The organism is Yersinia massiliensis (assembly GCF_003048255.1).
Lineage (GTDB): Bacteria > Pseudomonadota > Gammaproteobacteria > Enterobacterales > Enterobacteriaceae > Yersinia > Yersinia massiliensis_A.
The window spans coordinates 216,850-236,909 of the sequence record NZ_CP028487.1; the positions used below are offsets into that span (position 1 = coordinate 216,850).

The window sequence follows — 20,060 nt, forward strand, 5'->3', positions numbered from 1 at the left end:
ATTCTCTCTCGACAAGGAGGTCGACAAAGATGTACTCACAATATTGGCAGGTTGGGCTGGATATTCAAATGGAGGCAATACGCGCCTTGGCAGTTGTCAAACGCCGTCATGGCTGGCAACTGCGCTACTGGTGGTCTCAATCCTTACCTGCCGGAACGTTGCGCGACGGCATTTTACATCAGCCTACAATCGTTAGCGACACACTCAAATTATTACGTAAACAATTACCGAGACATATTTCATTACGTATTGCATTGCCCGCACAGCGGATATTGCAACATTCGATGTTTGCGCCAGAGCGGCGTCTACGGGAGTCAGAATGCGAGGGCTATGTACAAGCTGCAGCCAACAGAGCCTTTCCTGTGAGCAGTGAAGGGCTAGCGCTGGATTATCGCATCAATACCTCATCTCATCGTGATGCCTCATCCAGTCGTGGCCTCCCCTCTGGCAATCACAACTTATCCGGTACTGGTTATCACAAGTCACAGGCGACTGAGTTACTGATTACCGCAGCTCGCCAGACAGAAATCCAGCAATGGCAACGGTGTTTACATCAAGCGGGTTTGCCCTCACAGGTTATTGATATCACGCCTTGTGCTTTGCGCTATATGGCGGCTGCGGCAGGGTTAACGGGGCCGTATTGGTTGATTCACCGCTTGGCAAATGAGTGGCTATGGGTTTCTTCTCAAGAGATGCCGTTTGAGTTTGGTGTGGTCGCGATTGATGTTGATGATGGGGTAGGTACTTATCATGCGAATGATACCGATCCTGAGATTGATACTGACCCTGAGATAGATACTAATAATAGCGTGCCATATACCCATTGCTCTAGCGCACTCGATCCGCTATCTGCATTGATGGCACAGCTTCAGGCCCGCTCTATCGATCAAGGCACTGCACCGATGAGGGTGTACTACAGCAGCACAATAGATGAACATTTACCTGACAATACGCTTCCTTGGTCAACTTTTAAGGCATTTAGCCAGTACCAGCCACCTCTCCCTTCTTTACCATCAGCTTATACTCTGGCTGGAGGGCTGGCACTGCGCCCAGCGGATGTGTGATGTATCAGGTTAATTTCTCATTATGGCGCGCTGAGCGCCGATTCACACGCTACCGTTTTTGGCGTAATGCGGGTATGTGCCAGTGCGCGCTTTGGCTAATAGCACTGTTGATTGTTCAAGGGCAATCACGGGCGGTACAAGTCGACCAGCAAGCTAATTTAGCGGCGTTAACACAACAACAAATGGTATTAAGCCAGCAACATCAGGCTGTGCAACAGGGAATGACTCAATTACAGCAGGTAGAGCAGCGTGCTCAGGTTTATCGTCAGGCACAGCAATCAGCTTACCGTTACACCAGATTATTGCAGCAGCTATCACAACACATCCCATCAAGCTGTTGGCTGGTCAACTTATTGCCGCAAGGTGATGGTTTCGTGTTTGAGGCCATCAGTCAGGACTATGCAGCCATTGATGTTTTCTTAGTGCAATTAAGCCGTCAGTCCTTACTAGCCAATGTGCGCTTACAAAAAATTGCTCAGCAGGATGACGGTACTTTTCGCTTCAGTGTGTGGGCGGATTGGCAGCAGAGGGAAGATAACCATGAATAAGACATTACAGCATTGGATGGATAGGCCCGGCTGGCAACTCTGTTTATGGCAATGGGGGTTATTGGGGCTATTTAGCACCATCGCTTATGGCATGTTGCTGCGCCCCACATGGCAGCAACAGGTGTCCACTGAAGTTGAGCTTATTCAGTTTCAGCAGCAGATTGATCACCAACAATCTGTTTTGGCTGTATTACCCGCACTTTCACTCATTCGCCAACAAATAGCGGCGGCCGCTGAAGAAGAAAGCACATGGCAGCAAAATAATCGCTCGTTGGCCCATCTCGTCGGTCAATTGATAACGCCCTTTGGTGGGCAGGTCATGGCGTGGCAACGTCAATCAGAACAGAGTACCGATGTAAAGCCGGATCCCTTCTTGCATCGTCAATGGCAGGCGACCTTGCGGGTCAATTTCTATGGGCTACTTCATTTACTTCGTCATTTATCGCTGAGCTCGGCCCCAGTTAAAGCCGAACGGGTGGAAGTTAAAAGCACGAACACGGAACTTATCGTGACAATGAGTTTGAAAGAATACTTTGTGGAGAGCGCCCATGAATAAGTACCGCCGGGTGCTGGGATTACGGGTGACCACCTTATTGGTCTCTACATTGGTTGCTACTGTTTATGCCGAAACAACTGTTTCTACCAAGGTTGCCGAGCGTAATCCTTTTCAAAAAGTATCGACAAAATCTTGTCATCTTGATCGAGAACGGCTAGCCAGTTGGCAACTACAAGGCATCGTGAGTGGCGGGGGATACCAGTCTAGTTGGGGGAAATGGCCCGATGGTGACAGGCAAAAACTGGTGGTAGGCCAACAGTTGCTGCCAAATTGGCAAGTGATCCACATTGGTTCACGGCAGGTGAGTCTACAGCAGCTAAATCCAGACACAACCTGTACAGGGCTGCCCTCCACGCAGGTGTTATCGATGCGTTGAGCTCACCACGCTTGTGATAATAATCAGCATTAAAAGGAATTGATCTGATGGATCTTGAAATAACGGGAACTCAACCCAGCAATAAAACGAAAATAGAAGATTGGCTAATACGATCACGTAGTTTGTTACAGGCGGCTCGGCTAATCCTATTGGTGCTGAGTCTATTGCTCGTCAGTTCACCTACCTTTAGTGCAAAGAAGAGCCCACACGTCACACTCGATTTTCAAGATGCCCCAATTGCTATGGTGTTACAGGCACTGGCTGATTATCAGCAATTGAATTTGGTGGTTGCATCAGGGGTGAGTGGCAATATCAGCCTGCGGCTGGTTGATGTTCCTTGGGAACAAGCTCTGGCTATTATTTTGCGCATGGGCCATCTAAAAGTAGAGCATGAAGGGGCTGTGATGATGGTCTTCACTGAACAAGACATACAGGAAAGGCAGCAACGTGCGACAAAAACCGCGGAGCCAGATGCCCTCATCAATCTCACTTTGGCATTACAACATGCGGATGCTGAACAGCTTGCTGAAAGTTTGGAAGAAGGGGACTTACTTTCACCTCGGGGCAGTGTGGTGGTCGATAAACGCACAAATACATTACTTATTCGCGACACTTCCGCTTCATTAACTTTATTGAAGGGGTGGCTAACTGAAATGGATTCCCCTCTCCAGCAGGTTCAACTGGCCGCACATATTGTGACGATGAGCCGTGAAAATTTGCAAGAGCTAGGCGTTCGTTGGGGGATGGGGAAAACGCCACAAGCCATGCCACTGAGAATAAATGATTTCAACGTCAATCTGCCGCTCCCAAATAGTACTGTTAGCGCAGGGTTTAATGTCGCTCGTATTGGCGGTCGCTTGCTGGAACTTGAGCTGAGCGCATTAGAACAAGAAAATCAGATCGACATCATCGCCAGCCCACGCCTAATGATCTCTCATCAGCAAACGGCTAGCATCAAGCAAGGTTCTGACATTCCTTATACTGTTTCACGCGGCGAAAAAGGCGCTTCATCTATTGAGTTTAAGGAGGCTGTATTAGGGATGGAGGTAACACCTAAAATACTGCGCAATGGCAAAATTACTCTAAACTTGAAAATTAGCCAGAATATGCCCGGAATGAAGATTAAGCGGGGTGATACTGAAGCTCTGCTAATTGATAAGCAGGAAATAAAAACTCAAATCACGGTCAGTAACGGCGAAACAATTGTGCTAGGGGGGATTTTCCAACAAAAAAATAGTCAGGTTGTTAATAAAGTGCCCTTTTTGGCCGATATTCCTTGGCTGGGTGCGTTGTTTAAACAAGATACCCAACAACAAAACCGACGAGAACTGGTGATTTTCATCACGCCAAAGCTCATCAGTGCTTGAACCTTATGAGGTGCTGTTTCGTGAAAATAGATCAATCTTGGTGACTTTCTACAACTTTTTGTGTGCTAGAAAGCTTCTAAATTTGACGCTGCGCCAGATTTAGCTTACAAGGGTTACCGAATTGAGCACCGAGGTTTTTAATAACGTTGATACGCCGATAAAAACGTATGGTTTCCCTCCCACGACGTGTACAACGATTTATTCGGTTGCCAAACTACCAGATGTGCTGAGATAATTTTCAGTCTGATCTCGCACTATCGCTCATGAGGTTTCAGTTTAGGTCCCGCCGCTAGTTTGATTGGCGGGGCGGGTTATCATTAACGAATAGTCTTAGTAATACCAAAAACATGGCAGAGAAACGCAATATCTTTCTGGTTGGGCCTATGGGTGCCGGCAAAAGCACTATTGGTCGTCAGTTAGCTCAGCAACTCAATATGGAGTTTTTCGACTCTGATCAAGAAATTGAGCGACGTACCGGAGCTGACGTGGGCTGGGTATTCGACGTGGAAGGCGAAGAAGGTTTCCGCGATCGCGAAGAAAAAGTTATTAATGAACTGACGGAAAAGCAAGGCATTGTTCTGGCAACCGGTGGTGGCTCTGTTAAATCCAGAGAAACCCGTAACCGTTTGTCAGCCCGTGGCGTTGTGGTGTACTTAGAAACTACAATCGAAAAGCAGTTAGCCCGTACTCAGCGTGACAAAAAACGTCCGTTGTTGCAGGTTGATTCGCCTCCGCGTGAAGTGTTAGAAGCACTGGCAAGAGAACGCAATCCGTTGTACGAAGAAATTGCAGATGTCACCATCCGCACTGACGATCAAAGCGCAAAAGTTGTTGCTAACCAGATTATCAACATGCTGGAAAGTAACTGATTTTAGCATTTTACTAATGCCCACGGGCGTAAGTTAAGAAGGTTACTGAGCGCGACATGGAGAAGATTACTGTCACGTTAGGGGAGCGTAGCTACCCTATTACGATTGCAGCTGGATTGTTCGATGATCCGGCTTCTTTTATGCCGCTAAAGGCGGGCGATCAGGTCATGCTGGTCACCAACGAAACGCTGGCACCACTCTATCTGGACTCGCTCCGGACAGTGCTGGAAGGCAGTGGCATTAAAGTGGATCAGGTGATTTTACCTGATGGCGAGCAGTACAAATCTCTCAGCGTTTTGGAGCAGGTATTTTCTGCCCTTCTGGAAAAACCGCACGGTCGTGATACTACCCTTGTCGCCTTAGGTGGCGGTGTAGTAGGCGACCTGACCGGTTTTGCCGCAGCTTGCTATCAACGTGGTGTTCGCTTTATTCAAGTTCCTACCACCTTACTTTCCCAAGTGGATTCATCTGTCGGTGGCAAAACCGCCGTGAATCATCCATTGGGCAAAAACATGATTGGTGCTTTCTATCAACCTGCATCGGTGGTGGTTGACCTCAATTGCCTGAAAACTCTCCCTCCACGCGAGCTTGCTTCTGGGCTGGCTGAAGTTATCAAATACGGCATTATTCTGGATGCTGCTTTCTTCGATTGGCTAGAAGATAATATCGACGCATTACTCGCACTGGATATGTCAGCGTTAGCTTACTGTATCCGTCGTTGCTGTGAATTAAAGGCCGATGTTGTTGCTGCCGATGAACGCGAAGAGAGCGGGATGCGCGCTTTACTTAATTTGGGTCATACTTATGGTCATGCCATTGAGGCTGAAATGGGGTATGGCGTCTGGTTGCACGGAGAAGCGGTGGCTGCTGGTATGATGATGGCAGCGCACACCGCCCGTCGTTTAGGCCAACTCTCGGTGGGTGATGTCGAGCGTATCAAAAAACTACTTTTACGTGCTGGTCTGCCAGTCTGTGGGCCGAAAGAAATGACACCAGAGTCTTATCTGCCGCATATGATGCGAGATAAAAAAGTGTTGGCAGGCGCGCTTCGTTTAGTATTGCCAACCGCAATTGGTCAGTCAGAAATCCGTAGCGGTATTGAGCACGACATGGTGTTAGCGTCGATCGCGGACTGCCAGTCATCGAGAATGGTATAAGTGCCTTATTCCCAAGAAGTGGAATATTCCTAGGAAATAGAATATTCAGAAGAACTATGCTCATAAGCACTATGATGTTGTATCATAAGAACATCATATTCCTTTGCTGCGGGCGGTTTAGCCTGTTTGCAGTCAGTAAATTCAATCAGCCAGGTCGCAGCGATAAATGCGGTCGGCGTTTGCCTCTAGTTGGAGGGTTTAGATGGATGATTTAAAGCCGGGAGACGATCTGAAACCAGATAGTAGTGACCGTCGTCCTACACGCCCACGTAAGGCTTCTACGGGGCCGAAGCTTGCTGTTTCACGCCAACATATGATGATTGGTATCGGCATCTTAGTGCTGCTATTGATCATTATTGCTATTGGTTCAGCCCTGAAAGCCCCAACAGAGCATGAAGCCTCTCAACAGAATCCGAATGTTGATGCCGCGAGAAATATCAATCTGTCTGATTCATCCTCACTCACTAGTGGCAATAACACTCAACCGAGTGTTGCAAATAATAGCAGTGATGGTCATGACGCCAACGGCGTGAGAAATACCGCGCAACCGCAAGATATCAGTGTTCCGCCAATTTCGCCGACCCCGACTGAGGCCGCGGCTCAGCCGTCAGCGAACAGCCCAACGCAACGTGTCGAGTTGCCGGGCAATATGTCTGATGCGCTTTCCCAAACTCAAGGGCAAGTCGATACGCTGTCTCAAAATATGAATGACGGTCAGACTTCCACCTTACCGACAGCGCCGGCTACGGTTTCAGGTTCCAAAGGGGCAAAAGTCTCCGCGTCAGGTGAATCTATTACTCACCCGTCACAGAAACCAGGTTCAGTCGCAGCCAAGCAACCAGCAACCAATCAAGCGGCCAACCATAAAAAACCAACCACAGCGGTCACCCCAGCCGCATCTGCGGTTGCTAAATCAGGTTCGGCCAATGGTAGCAGCAGCACATTGAAAAATGCGCCAAGTAGTCATTTCACAATACAGCTGAGCAGTGCATCACGCTCGGACACGCTGAATGCCTACGCGAAGCAGCAGAAATTAACAGACTATCATGTCTATGAAACAAAACGTGATGGTAAACCTTGGTACGTATTAGTGACGGGTAACTACGCCTCTTCTGCTGATGCAAAAAAGGCCATTACGACATTACCCGCCGATGTTCAGGCGAAAAAACCGTGGGTTAAGCCAGTACAACAAGTACAGCAAGACCTTAAAAAATAAATCATTCTTATTTGTGCGCTGATGTGCTGTTTGAAACAGAGTACAATCTGCGGCTCTGAATTATTAAGTAGCTAACTGACGGCATGAAGAAAAACCGCGCTTTTTTAAAATGGGCTGGTGGGAAGTATCCGCTGGTTGATGACATACGACGCCATCTACCAGCGGGAGACTGCTTGATAGAGCCATTCGTCGGTGCGGGGTCGGTGTTTTTGAACACTGAGTATGAGTCTTACATACTGGCCGATATCAACAGTGATCTTATCAATCTCTATAATATCGTGAAGGAACGTACTGACGACTTCGTACGTGATGCTCGCGTATTATTCACCGGAAATTTCAATAATCCTGAGCACTTCTATCTACTGCGCCACGAGTTTAATAGCAGTAATGATACCTATCGCCGTGCATTATTGTTTCTCTATCTGAATCGTCACTGCTATAACGGTCTGTGCCGCTATAATTTGAGCGGTGAATTCAATGTGCCTTTTGGTCGCTATAAAAAGCCGTATTTCCCAGAAGATGAACTGTATTGGTTTGCTGAAAAATCGCAACATGCTGTTTTTGTTTGTGAGCACTATCAGGAAACGTTATTAAAAGCCGTGCATGGGGCCGTGGTTTACTGCGATCCTCCGTATGCGCCACTCTCTGCGACCGCGAATTTTACGGCCTATCACACCAATAATTTCGGTATTGCGGATCAACAGAATCTGGCGCGTCTGGCTTATCAACTTTCGGTCGAAAACCAGATTCCAGTTTTGATTTCTAATCACGATACAGAACTGACGCGTGATTGGTATCATCAAGCATCGCTGCATGTAGTGAAAGCGCGCCGAACTATTAGCCGTAATATCCTTGGCCGTAGTAAAGTGAACGAGCTTTTGGCGCTGTATAGCTAAGCGGGAGCGCCCGCTTGGAAATGATTCAAACCCAGCGTTTTATGGCGTCGCAGCTTGAGGCAGAGCAAAATCTGCCAACTAGCAATTGCATAAAACAAAGAGAGACGTTTGGAGAAGCGGATGAAAAAGTTTTTAATTGCCCCGTCTATTCTGTCAGCCGATTTTGCCCGTTTGGGTGAAGATACCGCGAAGGTGCTCGCGGCGGGTGCAGATGTCGTGCATTTTGATGTGATGGACAATCATTACGTGCCTAATCTGACCATCGGGCCAATGGTGTGCCAAGCGCTACGCGACTATGGCATTACCGCACCGATTGATGTGCACTTGATGGTGAAGCCCGTTGATCGCATCGTGCCGGATTTCGCTAAAGCCGGTGCAACTTATATTTCTTTCCATCCTGAAGCCTCAGAACATGTTGATCGCACACTGCAGCTTATCAAAGAGAGTGGTTGTAAGGCGGGTCTGGTGTTCAACCCAGCCACACCGCTTAGCTATCTTGATTATGTGATGGATAAGCTGGATGTCATTTTGCTGATGTCGGTGAACCCTGGTTTTGGTGGGCAATCCTTTATTCCCGAAACGCTAAATAAGTTGCGCCAAGTGCGTAAGCTTATCGATGACAGCGGCTATGACATTCGTCTGGAAGTCGATGGCGGCGTGAAAGTGGATAATATTCGCCAAATTGCGGCGGCGGGTGCCGATATGTTTGTGGCGGGTTCCGCTATCTTCAATCAACCGGATTATGCTGCGGTCATCGATGCGATGCGTAGCGAACTGGCGATGTCTGCTCATGACTAAATTTGAGGCTATTCGCGGTGTGGCTTTCGATCTGGATGGCACATTAGTGGATAGCGCACCCGGGCTTGCCAGCGCGATAGATATGGCGTTGGCACATGAAGGTTTGCCTACTGCAGGCCAAGAAAGGGTGTCTACTTGGATTGGTAATGGTGCGGATGTTTTGGTCGAACGCGCATTACGTTGGGCCGGTCATGAGCCAGATGCTCAAGCGGTTGCTCATACCCGTGAGCTGTTTGATCATTACTATGCCAAAACGGTTGAGCAGGGGAGTCAGTTGTTCCCGCAAGTGAAAGCGACCTTGGTACAACTGGCCGCCAGTGGTTTACCCATGGGGCTGATTACCAATAAGCCCACCCCTTTCGTTGCGCCTTTGCTCGCATCGCTCGGTATCGCTGAGTATTTCTCTGTCATCATTGGCGGTGATGATGTGGTGGTGAAAAAGCCCCATCCAGCCCCGCTTTATTTACTGTTGGCAAAACTCGGTTTGCATGCCCACGAAATGCTGTTTGTCGGCGATTCGCGTAATGACATTATGGCCGCAAAGGCCGCAGGTTGCCCGAGTGTTGGGCTGACCTATGGATATAACTACGGTGAAGCGATTGCGACCAGTCACCCAGACTGTGTATTAGCGCGCTTTGCCGATCTGTTGCCCGCCATCGGGCTACCTTCTTTAAAAGATCAGGACGTATAAAATGAGTCAACCCACTGAAATAAGCTCCAATAAACCTATCGTATTCAGCGGCGCACAACCGTCTGGCGAATTGACCATTGGTAATTATATGGGTGCGCTGCGTCAGTGGGTACAGATGCAGGATGACTATGATTGCATCTATTGCATTGTTGACCTGCATGCTATTACCGCTCGTCAGGACCCTGCGCTGTTAAGAAAAAGAACGCTGGATACACTGGCGCTGTATTTAGCCTGTGGTATTGATCCGAAGAAAAGCACCATTTTTGTTCAGTCTCATGTGCCAGAGCACACCCAATTGAGCTGGGCACTGAACTGCTACACCTATTTCGGCGAATTGAGCCGTATGACTCAGTTCAAAGAGAAATCAGCCCGTTATGCAGAAAACATTAACGCGGGCTTGTTTGATTACCCGGTGTTGATGGTGGCTGATATCTTGCTGTATCAGACCAATCAGGTGCCAGTGGGTGAAGACCAGAAACAACATTTGGAGCTGAGCCGTGATGTTGCCAGCCGCTTCAACAATCTGTATGGCGATATCTTTAAGATCCCAGAACCCTTTATTCCTAAAGCAGGTGCGCGGGTCATGTCGTTGCAAGATCCCACCAAAAAGATGTCAAAATCCGATGACAACCGCAACAACGTCATTGAGCTGCTGGAAGATCCAAAATCAGTAGTTAAAAAGATTAAGCGCGCGATGACCGACTCTGATGAGCCAGCGGTTATCCGTTACGACACTGAAAAGAAAGCCGGTGTCTCTAACCTGTTGGATATTCTCTCTGGTGTCACTGGCCAATCCATTGCTGAATTGGAAGCTCAATTTGAAGGCCAAATGTATGGTCACTTGAAAGGCGCGGTTGCCGATGCCGTTTCTGGCATGCTGACTGAGCTACAGGCGCGTTATCACACCTATCGTGAAGATGAGGCTTTCTTACAAGAAGTGATGCGTGAAGGGGCAGCCAAGGCCCGAGCTCGTGCTCAAGAGACATTATCAAAAGTGTACGAAGCCATTGGTTTTGTTGCTCACCCATAAGTGATGGCTTGGGTGTCAGCCGCCGTAAAAAGTCGCCAATAGCGATTTCGACGTAGAGAAGACAAGCAGTGGTATTAATACTGTCTGCCTGTTTTCTCTGCGGATATTGAACCTCTCCCCCACTTCCCAAGTACCTCTATTTAGCTGACTTTTTCGATCTGCTGCTTGGCGTTGCCATGCTCAGCACTGGAAAACCAATTCAGTTTTTCGCGCAAGCTCACTACGCTGCCGACGATGATCAGGCTGGGGCTACAGACTTGCTGAGAGAGCAGCGCTAACTGGCTCAGTTCGCCGCTGACGACTCGTTGGTGCCGTGAAGTGCCGTTCTCAACCAACGCAACAGGCGTCGTGGCTGGCATGCCATGCCGAATCAGCTGTTGCTGGATCTCAGCGGCTTGGGATAATCCCATATAGAACACCAAGGTTTGTTTCTCTGCTGCCAGATTGGCCCAATCCAGTTGGCTGTCTTTTTTGGCGTGGCCCGTAATCAGCCGCACGCTTTGCGCATGGTCACGGTGCGTGAGAGGAATGCCGCTGTAGGCCGAACAGCCCGATGCCGCTGTAATCCCCGGTACCACAGAGAAAGGAATGTCGTATGCTGCCAGCGTTTCCAGCTCTTCTCCGCCTCGGCCAAAGATAAAGGGATCGCCGCCTTTCAAACGCACGACGCGCTTACCTTGTTGCGCTTGTTGCAACAAAATTTGATTGATTTGATCCTGCGGGACACTGTGGCGGCCCGATTCTTTACCGACAAAAATCCGCTCGGCATCGCGCCGAACTAGATTCATCACCTCATCGGAGACGAGCCGGTCATACACCACGACATCGGCCTGCTGAATTTGCTGTAACCCTTTCAATGTCAGTAAACCTGCATCGCCAGGGCCTGCACCCACTAACACCACTTCACCGCGATCAGAGAGTGGCGCATTAAATAACTGCTCAATATGCTGTTCCGCTTGCACCCGATCGTCATTCGCCAGTGATTGCGCCAAACGATCGTGGGTTAACAGTTTCTCCCAAAAGCGGCGGCGATCGGGCATGGCGGCAAAATGTTGTTTCACTCGTTGGCGTAAATTGCCCGCTAACTGCGCCAACTGCCCTAAATGCAGCGGCAACATCGCTTCAAGTTTTTCCCGTAGCAATCGCGCCAATACCGGTGCTTTGCCGCCGGAAGAGATAGCAATCATGATGGGTGAGCGGTCAATGATAGATGGCATGATGAAACTGGTTCGCTTCGGATCATCCACCACATTGCAGAACACACGCTGTTGGTTGGCGCTTTGATACACCAATGCATTCACTGCGACCTGATCTGTTGCGGCAATCACTAACCACTTTTCTGCCAGCAGTTCTGGAACAAACTCGCGACTGACTAAGGAAAGCCGCCCCTGCTCGGCCCAATCATGGAACTGCGGGGTAAATTCGCAGGCATTGACGGTGACGAGCGCACCAGCATCGAGTAGCAGTCGCGCTTTGCGTTCGGCAACTTCACCACCACCGACAAGCAGGCAGGCTTTGTTTTGCAGTTGGCAAAAAATCGGGAAGTAGTCCATCGGCAATCCTTCAGATTTAGGTAGCGGTGATAAAACCCGCCCTGACAGGCGGGTGAACGCGGGTAACCGTTATTCTTTTACTGCTTGTGGCGCAAGGACTGCCGCAGGCTGTGGGCGTTGATCCCGTGGCGTGGCATACCAGTAACCCAAGCCCATAAAGACGGCACCGGACAGAGTATTGCCTAGCGTGACCCATAACAGGTTGTGACCAATGCCGCTCAGGGTGTAGGCCTCGCTGTGATGACCGAACCACGACAGCGCGAACAGCGTCATATTGGCCACTGAGTGCTCGTAGCCCGAAGCAATAAAGGCCAGCAAACACCACCAGATAGCGATGAATTTTGCCGCGCCCTCGACACGAATTGCCATCCAGATCGCCAGACAAACCAGCCAGTTACATAATACACCCTTGAAGAATAAGGTCATAGCTGGCGCAGAGGTTTTTGCTAGTGCTGCCGTGTGAACCAAGCTGGTATCGACGGTGAGCAAGCTACCGCCGCCGTAGTAATAGAGCAGGGCGACAAAAACTGAACCCAGCAGATTCCCTAACCAAGTTTGCGGCAATACCGCCCACATTTGGCTGGATTTGATGGTGCCTGCTTTTACACCAAAGGTGAGAAACATGGTGTGACCGGTAAACAGCTCAGAACCGGCGATAATCACTAAGGTCAGCGCTAGACCAAAAGTGGCTCCCATCACTAATGGACGATAAGCCGGGTCAATCAGGTTGCCTAAGGTAAAAATCAGGATAATACCCAGGCCAACATAGGCACCGGCCATGGCTGAACCAATCCAGAAACCCATCGGGCTTTCTTTGGCCAGTTTGACGATCCTTGCGGCGTTAGCTGCGCATTTGTTAATCGTGTCGCTATACATCGTTCATCCTCAATCCCCAACATCACAAACGTTAGGGATGATCAAAAGGGGGGATTCGGCATCCGGTACTGATCCGATGCCGGTTATCTATCAGGCTTTGACTTGCACGATGCCGTCACGGACCCGCACGTCGTAATGGGCAACCGAACGCGTTTCATCTTCTAGGCAAAAACCATCATGTAGGCGGAAATGCTGTTTTTTCAGTGGGCTAGCCACCCACAGATCACCTTGATGCTCGGCCACTAATCCACGTGATAGCACACTGGCCTGCGCGAAGGGGTCGATGTTACTGATGGCGAAAACCTGTTCGTCAGTGTAGGGGCGAAAAACGGCGACATGATGCTCGCCAATCAGGCCGCAGACACCGCTGCCGGGTAAAATATCGTCTAATTGGCAAAGTGGGATCCACTGGCTCATGGGTTTTCCTCCAGTTCTAATACCCGAATCGGAATGCGTTCGTCTGGGCGGGCTGGGCGATGTTGGTCGCGTTCAGGTACCACTTGTACGTTAGTGTCACGTAGTGGGCTGTTGATAAAGTGGGCAAAGCGAACTTGTGCCGCAGGGTTTTCGACGGTGGCTTTCCACTCGCAGGTCACTTTATCGCGCAAGCGGGCGATATCGGTTTCCAACTGATCGTTGATACCCAGTTTGTCGTCGAGAATAACCGCCCGTAAGTAGTCGATACCGCCTTCCAAACTTTCCAGCCAAACTGACGTTCGTTGCAACTTATCGGCCGTACGGATGTAGAACATCATAAAGCGGTCGAGGTAGCGCATCAGGGTATCTTCATCCAGATCCGCCGCCAGTAAATCGGCGTGACGAGGTTTCATGCCGCCATTGCCGCAAACATAGAGGTTCCAGCCGTTTTCAGTGGCGATAATCCCCACGTCTTTACCCTGTGCTTCGGAGCACTCGCGTGTGCAGCCTGAAACGCCAAATTTCATTTTGTGTGGGGTACGGATGCCTTTGAAGCGATGCTCTAATGCCACACCGAAGCCCACGCTGTCTCCCACACCAAAACGGCACCAGGTACTGCCGACGCAGGTTTTTGCCATGCGCAGCGCTTTGGCATAAGCGTGGCCGGTTTCAAAGCCCGCCTCAATCAGTTGCGCCCAAATGGCCGGTAGGTCATCTTTTTGCGCGCCAAACATCCCCACTCGCTGTGAGCCCGTCAGTTTGGTGTACAAATTATATTCTTTGGCGATACGACCGATGGTCAGCAAACCGTCTGGTGTGATTTCACCGCCTGGCGAGCGAGGGATAATCGAGTAAGTCCCGTCTTTTTGAATATTGCCGAGGAAGTTGTCATTGGTATCCTGCAATGGCGTGTGCTCGGGGGCCAAGATATAGTCATTCCAGCACGATGCCAGTAGCGACCCTACCGTCGGTTTACACACTTCACAGCCGTAGCCTTTACCGTATTTCTCCCGCAGGGCATCGAAAGATTTGATCCCTTCTACGCGGATTAAGTGGTACAGCTCTTGGCGTGAGTAAGCGAAGTGCTCACAGAGATGATGATTAACTTCAATGCCTTGCTTGCTGAGTTCAGCATTGAGCACTTGCGTGACCAGCGGAATACACCCACCGCAACCGGTACCTGCTTTGGTGGCTGATTTCAGCGCGGCGACGGTATGGCAGCCTTGGCCGATAGCTTGAATAATGTCGCCTTTGGTGACATCAAAACAGGAGCAGATCTGCGCGCTATCAGGCAATGAATCGACACCCATCGCGGGTTTACTGCCAGCGTGGGCAGGCAGGATCAAGCTATCTGGATTATCGGGTAGCGTGATATTGTTCAGTGCCAGTTGCAGTAAGTTGCCATAATCCGAGGTATCCCCGACTAAAACGGCACCCAGCAGGGTTTTGTTGTCAGCACTGACCACCAGACGCTTATAAATTTCTTTATTTTCATCCAGATAAACGTAGCTACGTGCACCCTCTGTCCGGCCATGTGCATCGCCAATCCCACCGACATCAACACCCAGCAACTTCAGCTTGGCGCTCATATCAGCACCTTTGAAGGCGTTTTCGCGACTTAATAAGTGGTCGGCGGTGACCTGCGCCATTTTATAACCCGGCGCAACGAGGCCGAACGTCCGTTCTTGCCAAGATGCACACTCGCCGATGGCATACACATCGGGATCAGATGTTTGGCAATAATCATTAATAGCAATACCACCACGGCGACCTGTGGCTAAACCGCATTGATGAGCCAGCTTATCTTGCGGGCGAATACCGGTGGAAAAGACGATAAAATCGACTTCCAGTTGCGAACCATCGGCAAATAGCATGGTTTTACGACTGTTTTGGCCCGTATGAATGATTTCCTGCGTGTTTTTGCCGGTATGAACTCTCACGCCCATACGTTCAATCTTCTGACGCAGTTGATCACCGCCCATAGGATCAAGCTGTTCAGCCATTAACACCGGTGCAAATTCAATGACATGGGTTTCAACGCCGAGGTTTTTTAACGCCCCTGCGGCTTCTAACCCAAGTAGTCCACCACCGATGACCGCCCCGCGTTTGCTGCGACGTGTACAGGCCTCAATCGCATTCAAATCTTCAATGGTGCGATACACAAAGCAATCTTGCCCTTCGCTGCCTTTAATGGGAGGGATCCACGGATAGGAGCCGGTCGCCATAATCAGCTTGTCGTAATACAGGGTACGGCCGCTGTTAGAGTGAATCACTTTCTCGGTGCGGTTGATGGTAATGGCACGTTCGCCAACCAACACTTTGACACCGTGTTTCTCATAAAAGCCTTCGCGAACCAGTGACAGTTCTTCGGCAGTGTGGTGGGAGAAGTAAGAAGAAAGATGGACCCGGTCATAGGCGATACGAGGCTCTTCGCATAATACGGTTATCTCAAATTGGTCTTTATCTGCTTTATCCAGTAAGTCTTCAATAAAGCGGTGGCCGACCATGCCGTTGCCAATGATGGCAAGTTTGACTTTGCTCATTTTTGCCTCAATTTTTAATTTTCTATGCTTACCTTAATCCTCCGTACATCGCATTTATTGATGTAAATCAATTAGCGTTTCATATACCTCTAAGGTGGTAGATGGATGATTTTTAACGATTTTTGATAAGTTGCGGATTTCATTCATCTTTAGCTGAAAGGATTCAGTTTTGGCTTTTTTTTCACGAAAAGAAAAATGGATGCAATAAAAAGAAAATCGGGTGTGTGACAGCTGATCGGATAAGCTAAGAACCCATAACATCGAAAGTGGCAAAGGGAATATGGAGGTATCAATGTCAGCGCAATCCTCAACGAATCATTTACTGGTGAGCATCAATAATGTGCGCCTTGTCGGGCAAACGGGGCTTTGGCAGCTCACGATAGATGAGGGAAAGATCAGTGCGATTTCGCCGCAGCCTTCATCGCTGCCATCGGGGGCTGGCGTGCTCGATGCGCAGGGAGGGTTGGCCTTGCCACCCTTTGTTGAGCCACATATTCATTTAGATACCACCCAAACGGCGGGGCAACCGAATTGGAACCAGTCTGGAACCCTGTTTGAGGGCATCGAGCGCTGGGCTGAGCGTAAGGCATTATTGACCCGTGAGGATGTGAAGCAGCGAGCATGGCAGACGCTGAAATGGCAGATAGCCAATGGGATTCAGCACGTTCGTACTCATGTCGATGTTTCCGACCCTAGCCTGACAGCCTTGAGTGCCATGCTGGAAGTCAAAGAAGAAGTCAGTCCTTGGGTGGATATGCAGATTGTGGCCTTTCCCCAAGAAGGTATTCTCTCCTATCCCGACGGGGCAGCGCTGTTAGAAGAGGCACTGAGGCTGGGCGCAGATGTGGTGGGGGCTATCCCACACTTTGAATTCACCCGTGAATATGGCGTTGAATCGCTACACATTGCCTTTGCGCTGGCACAGAAATATCAGCGGCTGGTGGATGTGCATTGCGATGAAATCGATGACGAACAGTCGCGTTTTGTCGAAACAGTTGCCGCTTTGGCGCATCGAGAAAACATGGGCGCGCGCGTCACCGCTAGCCATACAACGGCGATGCACTCCTACAACGGCGCTTATGCCTCGCGTTTATTCCGGCTGCTAAAAATGTCCGGTATTCATTTTGTCGCTAATCCGTTGGTGAATATCCACCTGCAAGGGCGCTTTGATACTTATCCGAAGCGGCGCGGTATTACGCGCGTCAAAGAGATGCTAGCGGCGGATATCAATGTTTGCTTTGGCCACGATGATGTCTTTGACCCTTGGTATCCGCTAGGGACCGCCAATATGTTGCAAGTGCTGCATATGGGGCTGCATATTTGCCAGTTAATGGGATACGGCCAAATCAATGATGGCCTGAATTTGATCACCCACAATAGCGCTAAAACGCTGAATTTATCTGATTATGGGTTGCAGCTGGGTAATAGCGCTAATCTGATTATTTTGCCCGCAGAAAATGGTTTTGATGCGGTGCGACGGCAGGTACCGGTGCGCTATTCCATCCGTCATGGGGTGATGATTGCCCAAACGCAACCTGCGCAAAGCCGGATCTATTTGGGGCAAGAGGAAGTGATTAACTTTAAGTAGGCGAGTGGGAAAAGAGATCGCTTGTTAAGCTGATGAGCGACTGAGTGGATAAGTTGCCCTGCTACCGCGAAAGCAGCAGGGCAATAAAACCGTCAATACTTTCAAACATTAATGCTTCAAAACGTCCAAACAATAACGCTTCAAATCATCAATGTGTGACGTGGCCGTGGCTGCGGTGTTTGGTGAAGAAGCCCAGAATCAGACACATCACAAATACCACCAGATACAAACCGTTGGCCGTTGCCAGCGCGGCATGAACACCACTGTTTGCCACAATCGGGCCAGTGACCACGAAGGTCAACATGGTTCCCACGGTGCCGCAGGTCAAAATGAAGTTCACCAGTTTTGGTGAAGAGACTTTGGTTTGCAGTGAGCCGAGGGTAATCAGTGTGGTGTAAATGGCACTGGAGACAAAGCCCAATGTCAGGATGTAGTAGCTCAGATAAGCAGGGTTATCCGTGCTGACGAACAGGTACATCGCCAGTGTTGCCAGTGCAGCCAAGACGGTAACGATACGTTGCAGATCAAAGAAGCGCAGGATAAAGCTGAATACCCACATCCCAATCATGTAGGAGATCCAGAAGTTACTGACTAGCTGGCCCGCTTGGCTGATATCCATATTGAAGTTTTTAGTGGCATATTCAGGCACCCACTGGATGAAACCGAGTTGACCTAGGATATAGCACAGTGCCGCAATCGAGAGGAATAGCACGCCGACACCCCATTTTTCTTTCGCGACAGGCTTGTTTTCATCGGTGGCTTTGTGGCCCAAAATGGGGAAGTCAGACATCAGCGTTAATACGAAAATACCTAAATATAACAGACCGATGCAGGCATAAACCCAATACCACTCAATATGACGTGCCAGCAGCATCGCCGCGACAATCGGGAAAATCATCCCCGCCATACTGAAAAATGAGTCGGTAAATAGCAGGCGCGAACCGCGCTGACGCCCTTCATACATATGGGTAACCAAGAAGGTCCCTATCGACATGGTGATCCCGCTGACCACGCCGAGAATAAACATGCTGATGGAGAAGACCATCAGATTGTGGCCCACCATCAATCCGGCAATCGCAATTAGCATCAGAATAAAACCAAATACTAACTGACGTTTTAATGGAATGATTTCCATCAACCAAGCATTCAGGAAAATGGAGATCAAAATACCAGCGTTAAGGAAGGTAAATGTATTACTCATACTGGCAATAGGCAGATTGAAGTATTCTGCGATATTCCCCATCACCATCCCGGTGACAATAACTAGCGCACCCGTAAGCGCGTAAGAAAAGTAACTTATCCAAGTGAGCCGGAGGCGATTGCTGTTATTCATAGATGGGGCCTGTTTCAGCATAGCGTTAATATAACCATAGTTAATGTAACCATAGTAAGAACATCGAAAGTAAGAACATCGAAAAGGGTTCAAAACCATTCAGTACTCAGGCGGCGGATCCTAGCACAGGCATTGAGTGTTTTTGTGACTTACATTCAATTTTTAATGCAATGCATGAAATCTGATAGAGATTAATAGTGAGCCGTCACATATTGCGACTTGAAGCAAATGATAAAGATTCTTAATTCAATTAAATTTAGGCTGGATTTAAGGTGCTCGAGGTATAATTCTCACCGTTTTTTTGGTGAAAAATCGATCAGTACGCTTGGCAGAAATCGCAGGCAATAGTGAAACATAATAAAAAACAGATAATTATAAATAATTTTTTATTTTTCAGTCATTAAGATAAAGGGAAACTATCGTGATGAGTCATCCTGCGACGGCGCTAATACTCTTGGTACGCTGGTGCCACTGAGTCAGCTTATTCATCGCAGAAGGCGCTATTCGGCTTGGCTCGGAATAGCTGCAATTCTCATGTTATTTATCGCTCCAGTGATTTCAGTTTCGCTGGCGATTTCTAATGAGCAAAATACGTCGGCTATCACGATGGTGGATTGCGCGATGGCTGACGGTGTGATGGCTGATGGCGTAAAAGCTGATCGCGCCGAGACTGATCATGAGATGGCGATGTATAGTCATCACGGTGGTGGGCATGATGGCCCTCCTGATGGTGCGCATAGTCAGACTAAAACCACGAATACTCATGAGCAGGGGAGCCACCATGACAGCATGATGATGAATCATGCCGCCTGCGGATACTGTGTTTTGCTGACGCATCTTCCCCTGCTCAATACTGCATTTAAAGCGGATATCCGTTCTGCACAACTACTCGCTGAACCCTCACCACCGCGACTGATTCCAACACAAGTTGTTAATGACCGTTATTGCGAATGCCAACCTCGTGCCCCACCGACCTCTTATTCCTGAAATTCAATAATAACCATTTATTTGGTATGGATTTTTAATGTGAATTATCCGGTGTGACGTATTAATCACCGGAGTATTTTCTATTGCCCAAGGAATAAATATGTCTGGGAAGAATAACGGCTGTAAAAAAACATTATTAGCGTGCGCCATCACATCTGCATTTTCTGTCATAGCCTTAAATGCTTCAGCGGCGCA

At 49.0% G+C, this 20,060-nt stretch carries 19 protein-coding genes; 14 read left to right on the plus strand and 5 right to left on the minus strand.

Going from position 1 to position 20,060, the window contains the following annotated elements:
- Window positions 1-29: 29 nt before the first annotated feature.
- From pilM to trpS, 12 genes are all read left to right on the plus strand, one after another.
- Complete coding sequence (gene pilM / locus DA391_RS00890) at window positions 30-1,064, plus strand: pilus assembly protein PilM (protein ID WP_108087263.1); 1,035 nt, start codon at window positions 30-32, stop codon at window positions 1,062-1,064.
- Window positions 1,064-1,612 carry a PilN domain-containing protein gene (locus DA391_RS00895; protein WP_050286772.1) on the plus strand — a complete coding sequence of 183 codons (549 nt, stop codon included), beginning with the start codon at window positions 1,064-1,066 and terminating at the stop codon, window positions 1,610-1,612. Before pilM ends, DA391_RS00895 begins: the two co-directional genes overlap by 1 nt.
- Window positions 1,605-2,168, plus strand: coding sequence for a hypothetical protein (locus DA391_RS00900; RefSeq protein ID WP_050083007.1), 564 nt, complete (start codon window positions 1,605-1,607; stop codon window positions 2,166-2,168). The genes DA391_RS00895 and DA391_RS00900 overlap by 8 nt, the downstream gene beginning before the upstream one ends.
- Window positions 2,161-2,544, plus strand: coding sequence for a pilus assembly protein PilP (locus DA391_RS00905; protein ID WP_072187340.1), 384 nt, complete (start codon window positions 2,161-2,163; stop codon window positions 2,542-2,544). Before DA391_RS00900 ends, DA391_RS00905 begins: the two co-directional genes overlap by 8 nt.
- Window positions 2,545-2,591: 47 nt before the next feature.
- Window positions 2,592-3,911 carry a DNA uptake porin HofQ gene (hofQ, locus tag DA391_RS00910; protein WP_167398155.1) on the plus strand — a complete coding sequence of 440 codons (1,320 nt, stop codon included), beginning with the start codon at window positions 2,592-2,594 and terminating at the stop codon, window positions 3,909-3,911.
- 347 nt (window positions 3,912-4,258) lie between these two features.
- Window positions 4,259-4,780: a shikimate kinase AroK gene (aroK, locus tag DA391_RS00915; protein WP_005271698.1), complete on the plus strand. Its 522-nt coding sequence runs from the start codon at window positions 4,259-4,261 to the stop codon at window positions 4,778-4,780.
- Window positions 4,781-4,836: 56 nt separating this feature from the next.
- Window positions 4,837-5,937: a 3-dehydroquinate synthase gene (gene aroB, locus DA391_RS00920; protein WP_108087264.1), complete on the plus strand. Its 1,101-nt coding sequence runs from the start codon at window positions 4,837-4,839 to the stop codon at window positions 5,935-5,937.
- 202 nt (window positions 5,938-6,139) lie between these two features.
- Window positions 6,140-7,153: an SPOR domain-containing protein gene (locus DA391_RS00925; RefSeq protein ID WP_108087265.1), complete on the plus strand. Its 1,014-nt coding sequence runs from the start codon at window positions 6,140-6,142 to the stop codon at window positions 7,151-7,153.
- A gap of 83 nt (window positions 7,154-7,236) precedes the next feature.
- On the plus strand, window positions 7,237-8,049 hold the full coding sequence (gene dam, locus DA391_RS00930; RefSeq protein ID WP_050083018.1) for an adenine-specific DNA-methyltransferase: 813 nt from the start codon (window positions 7,237-7,239) through the stop codon (window positions 8,047-8,049).
- A gap of 120 nt (window positions 8,050-8,169) precedes the next feature.
- A complete protein-coding gene (gene rpe / locus DA391_RS00935; protein ID WP_019213256.1) occupies window positions 8,170-8,847 on the plus strand; it encodes a ribulose-phosphate 3-epimerase in 678 nt (225 codons plus the stop codon).
- Window positions 8,840-9,538: a phosphoglycolate phosphatase gene (locus tag DA391_RS00940; RefSeq protein WP_057650885.1), complete on the plus strand. Its 699-nt coding sequence runs from the start codon at window positions 8,840-8,842 to the stop codon at window positions 9,536-9,538. The genes rpe and DA391_RS00940 overlap by 8 nt, the downstream gene beginning before the upstream one ends.
- Before the next feature lies 1 nt (window position 9,539).
- The gene (gene trpS / locus DA391_RS00945; protein ID WP_019213258.1) at window positions 9,540-10,568 is read left to right on the plus strand and encodes a tryptophan--tRNA ligase; all 1,029 of its coding nucleotides are present in this window, start codon (window positions 9,540-9,542) and stop codon (window positions 10,566-10,568) included.
- A 140-nt stretch (window positions 10,569-10,708) separates the two neighbouring features.
- Here trpS and cysG read toward each other — a convergent pair whose 3' ends face one another.
- The 4 genes from cysG to nirB all read right to left on the minus strand — a co-directional run bounded on the left by cysG (window position 10,709) and on the right by nirB (window position 15,957).
- Window positions 10,709-12,121, minus strand: coding sequence for a siroheme synthase CysG (gene cysG / locus DA391_RS00950; protein WP_050083022.1), 1,413 nt, complete (start codon window positions 12,119-12,121; stop codon window positions 10,709-10,711).
- A gap of 69 nt (window positions 12,122-12,190) precedes the next feature.
- Window positions 12,191-12,997 (minus strand): nitrite transporter NirC, encoded by an 807-nt coding sequence (nirC, locus tag DA391_RS00955; protein WP_049609210.1) that lies wholly within the window; start codon window positions 12,995-12,997, stop codon window positions 12,191-12,193.
- A 90-nt stretch (window positions 12,998-13,087) separates the two neighbouring features.
- Window positions 13,088-13,414, minus strand: a complete 327-nt coding sequence (gene nirD, locus DA391_RS00960; protein ID WP_050083026.1) for a nitrite reductase small subunit NirD — start codon at window positions 13,412-13,414, stop codon at window positions 13,088-13,090.
- Window positions 13,411-15,957 carry a nitrite reductase large subunit NirB gene (gene nirB / locus DA391_RS00965; RefSeq protein WP_050286779.1) on the minus strand — a complete coding sequence of 849 codons (2,547 nt, stop codon included), beginning with the start codon at window positions 15,955-15,957 and terminating at the stop codon, window positions 13,411-13,413. Before nirB ends, nirD begins: the two co-directional genes overlap by 4 nt.
- A gap of 280 nt (window positions 15,958-16,237) precedes the next feature.
- Here nirB and DA391_RS00975 point away from each other — a divergent pair, with 280 nt between their 5' ends.
- Entirely contained in the window at window positions 16,238-17,545 is a 1,308-nt protein-coding gene (locus DA391_RS00975) for a cytosine deaminase (RefSeq protein WP_072084814.1), read from the plus strand.
- 148 nt (window positions 17,546-17,693) lie between these two features.
- Here the strand turns inward: DA391_RS00975 and tsgA are convergent, their stop codons facing one another.
- Entirely contained in the window at window positions 17,694-18,878 is a 1,185-nt protein-coding gene (gene tsgA / locus DA391_RS00980; RefSeq protein WP_042807089.1) for an MFS transporter TsgA, read from the minus strand.
- A 534-nt stretch (window positions 18,879-19,412) separates the two neighbouring features.
- Here tsgA and DA391_RS00985 point away from each other — a divergent pair.
- Complete coding sequence (locus DA391_RS00985; RefSeq protein WP_108087266.1) at window positions 19,413-19,865, plus strand: DUF2946 domain-containing protein; 453 nt, start codon at window positions 19,413-19,415, stop codon at window positions 19,863-19,865.
- Window positions 19,866-20,060: the final 195 nt, after the last annotated feature.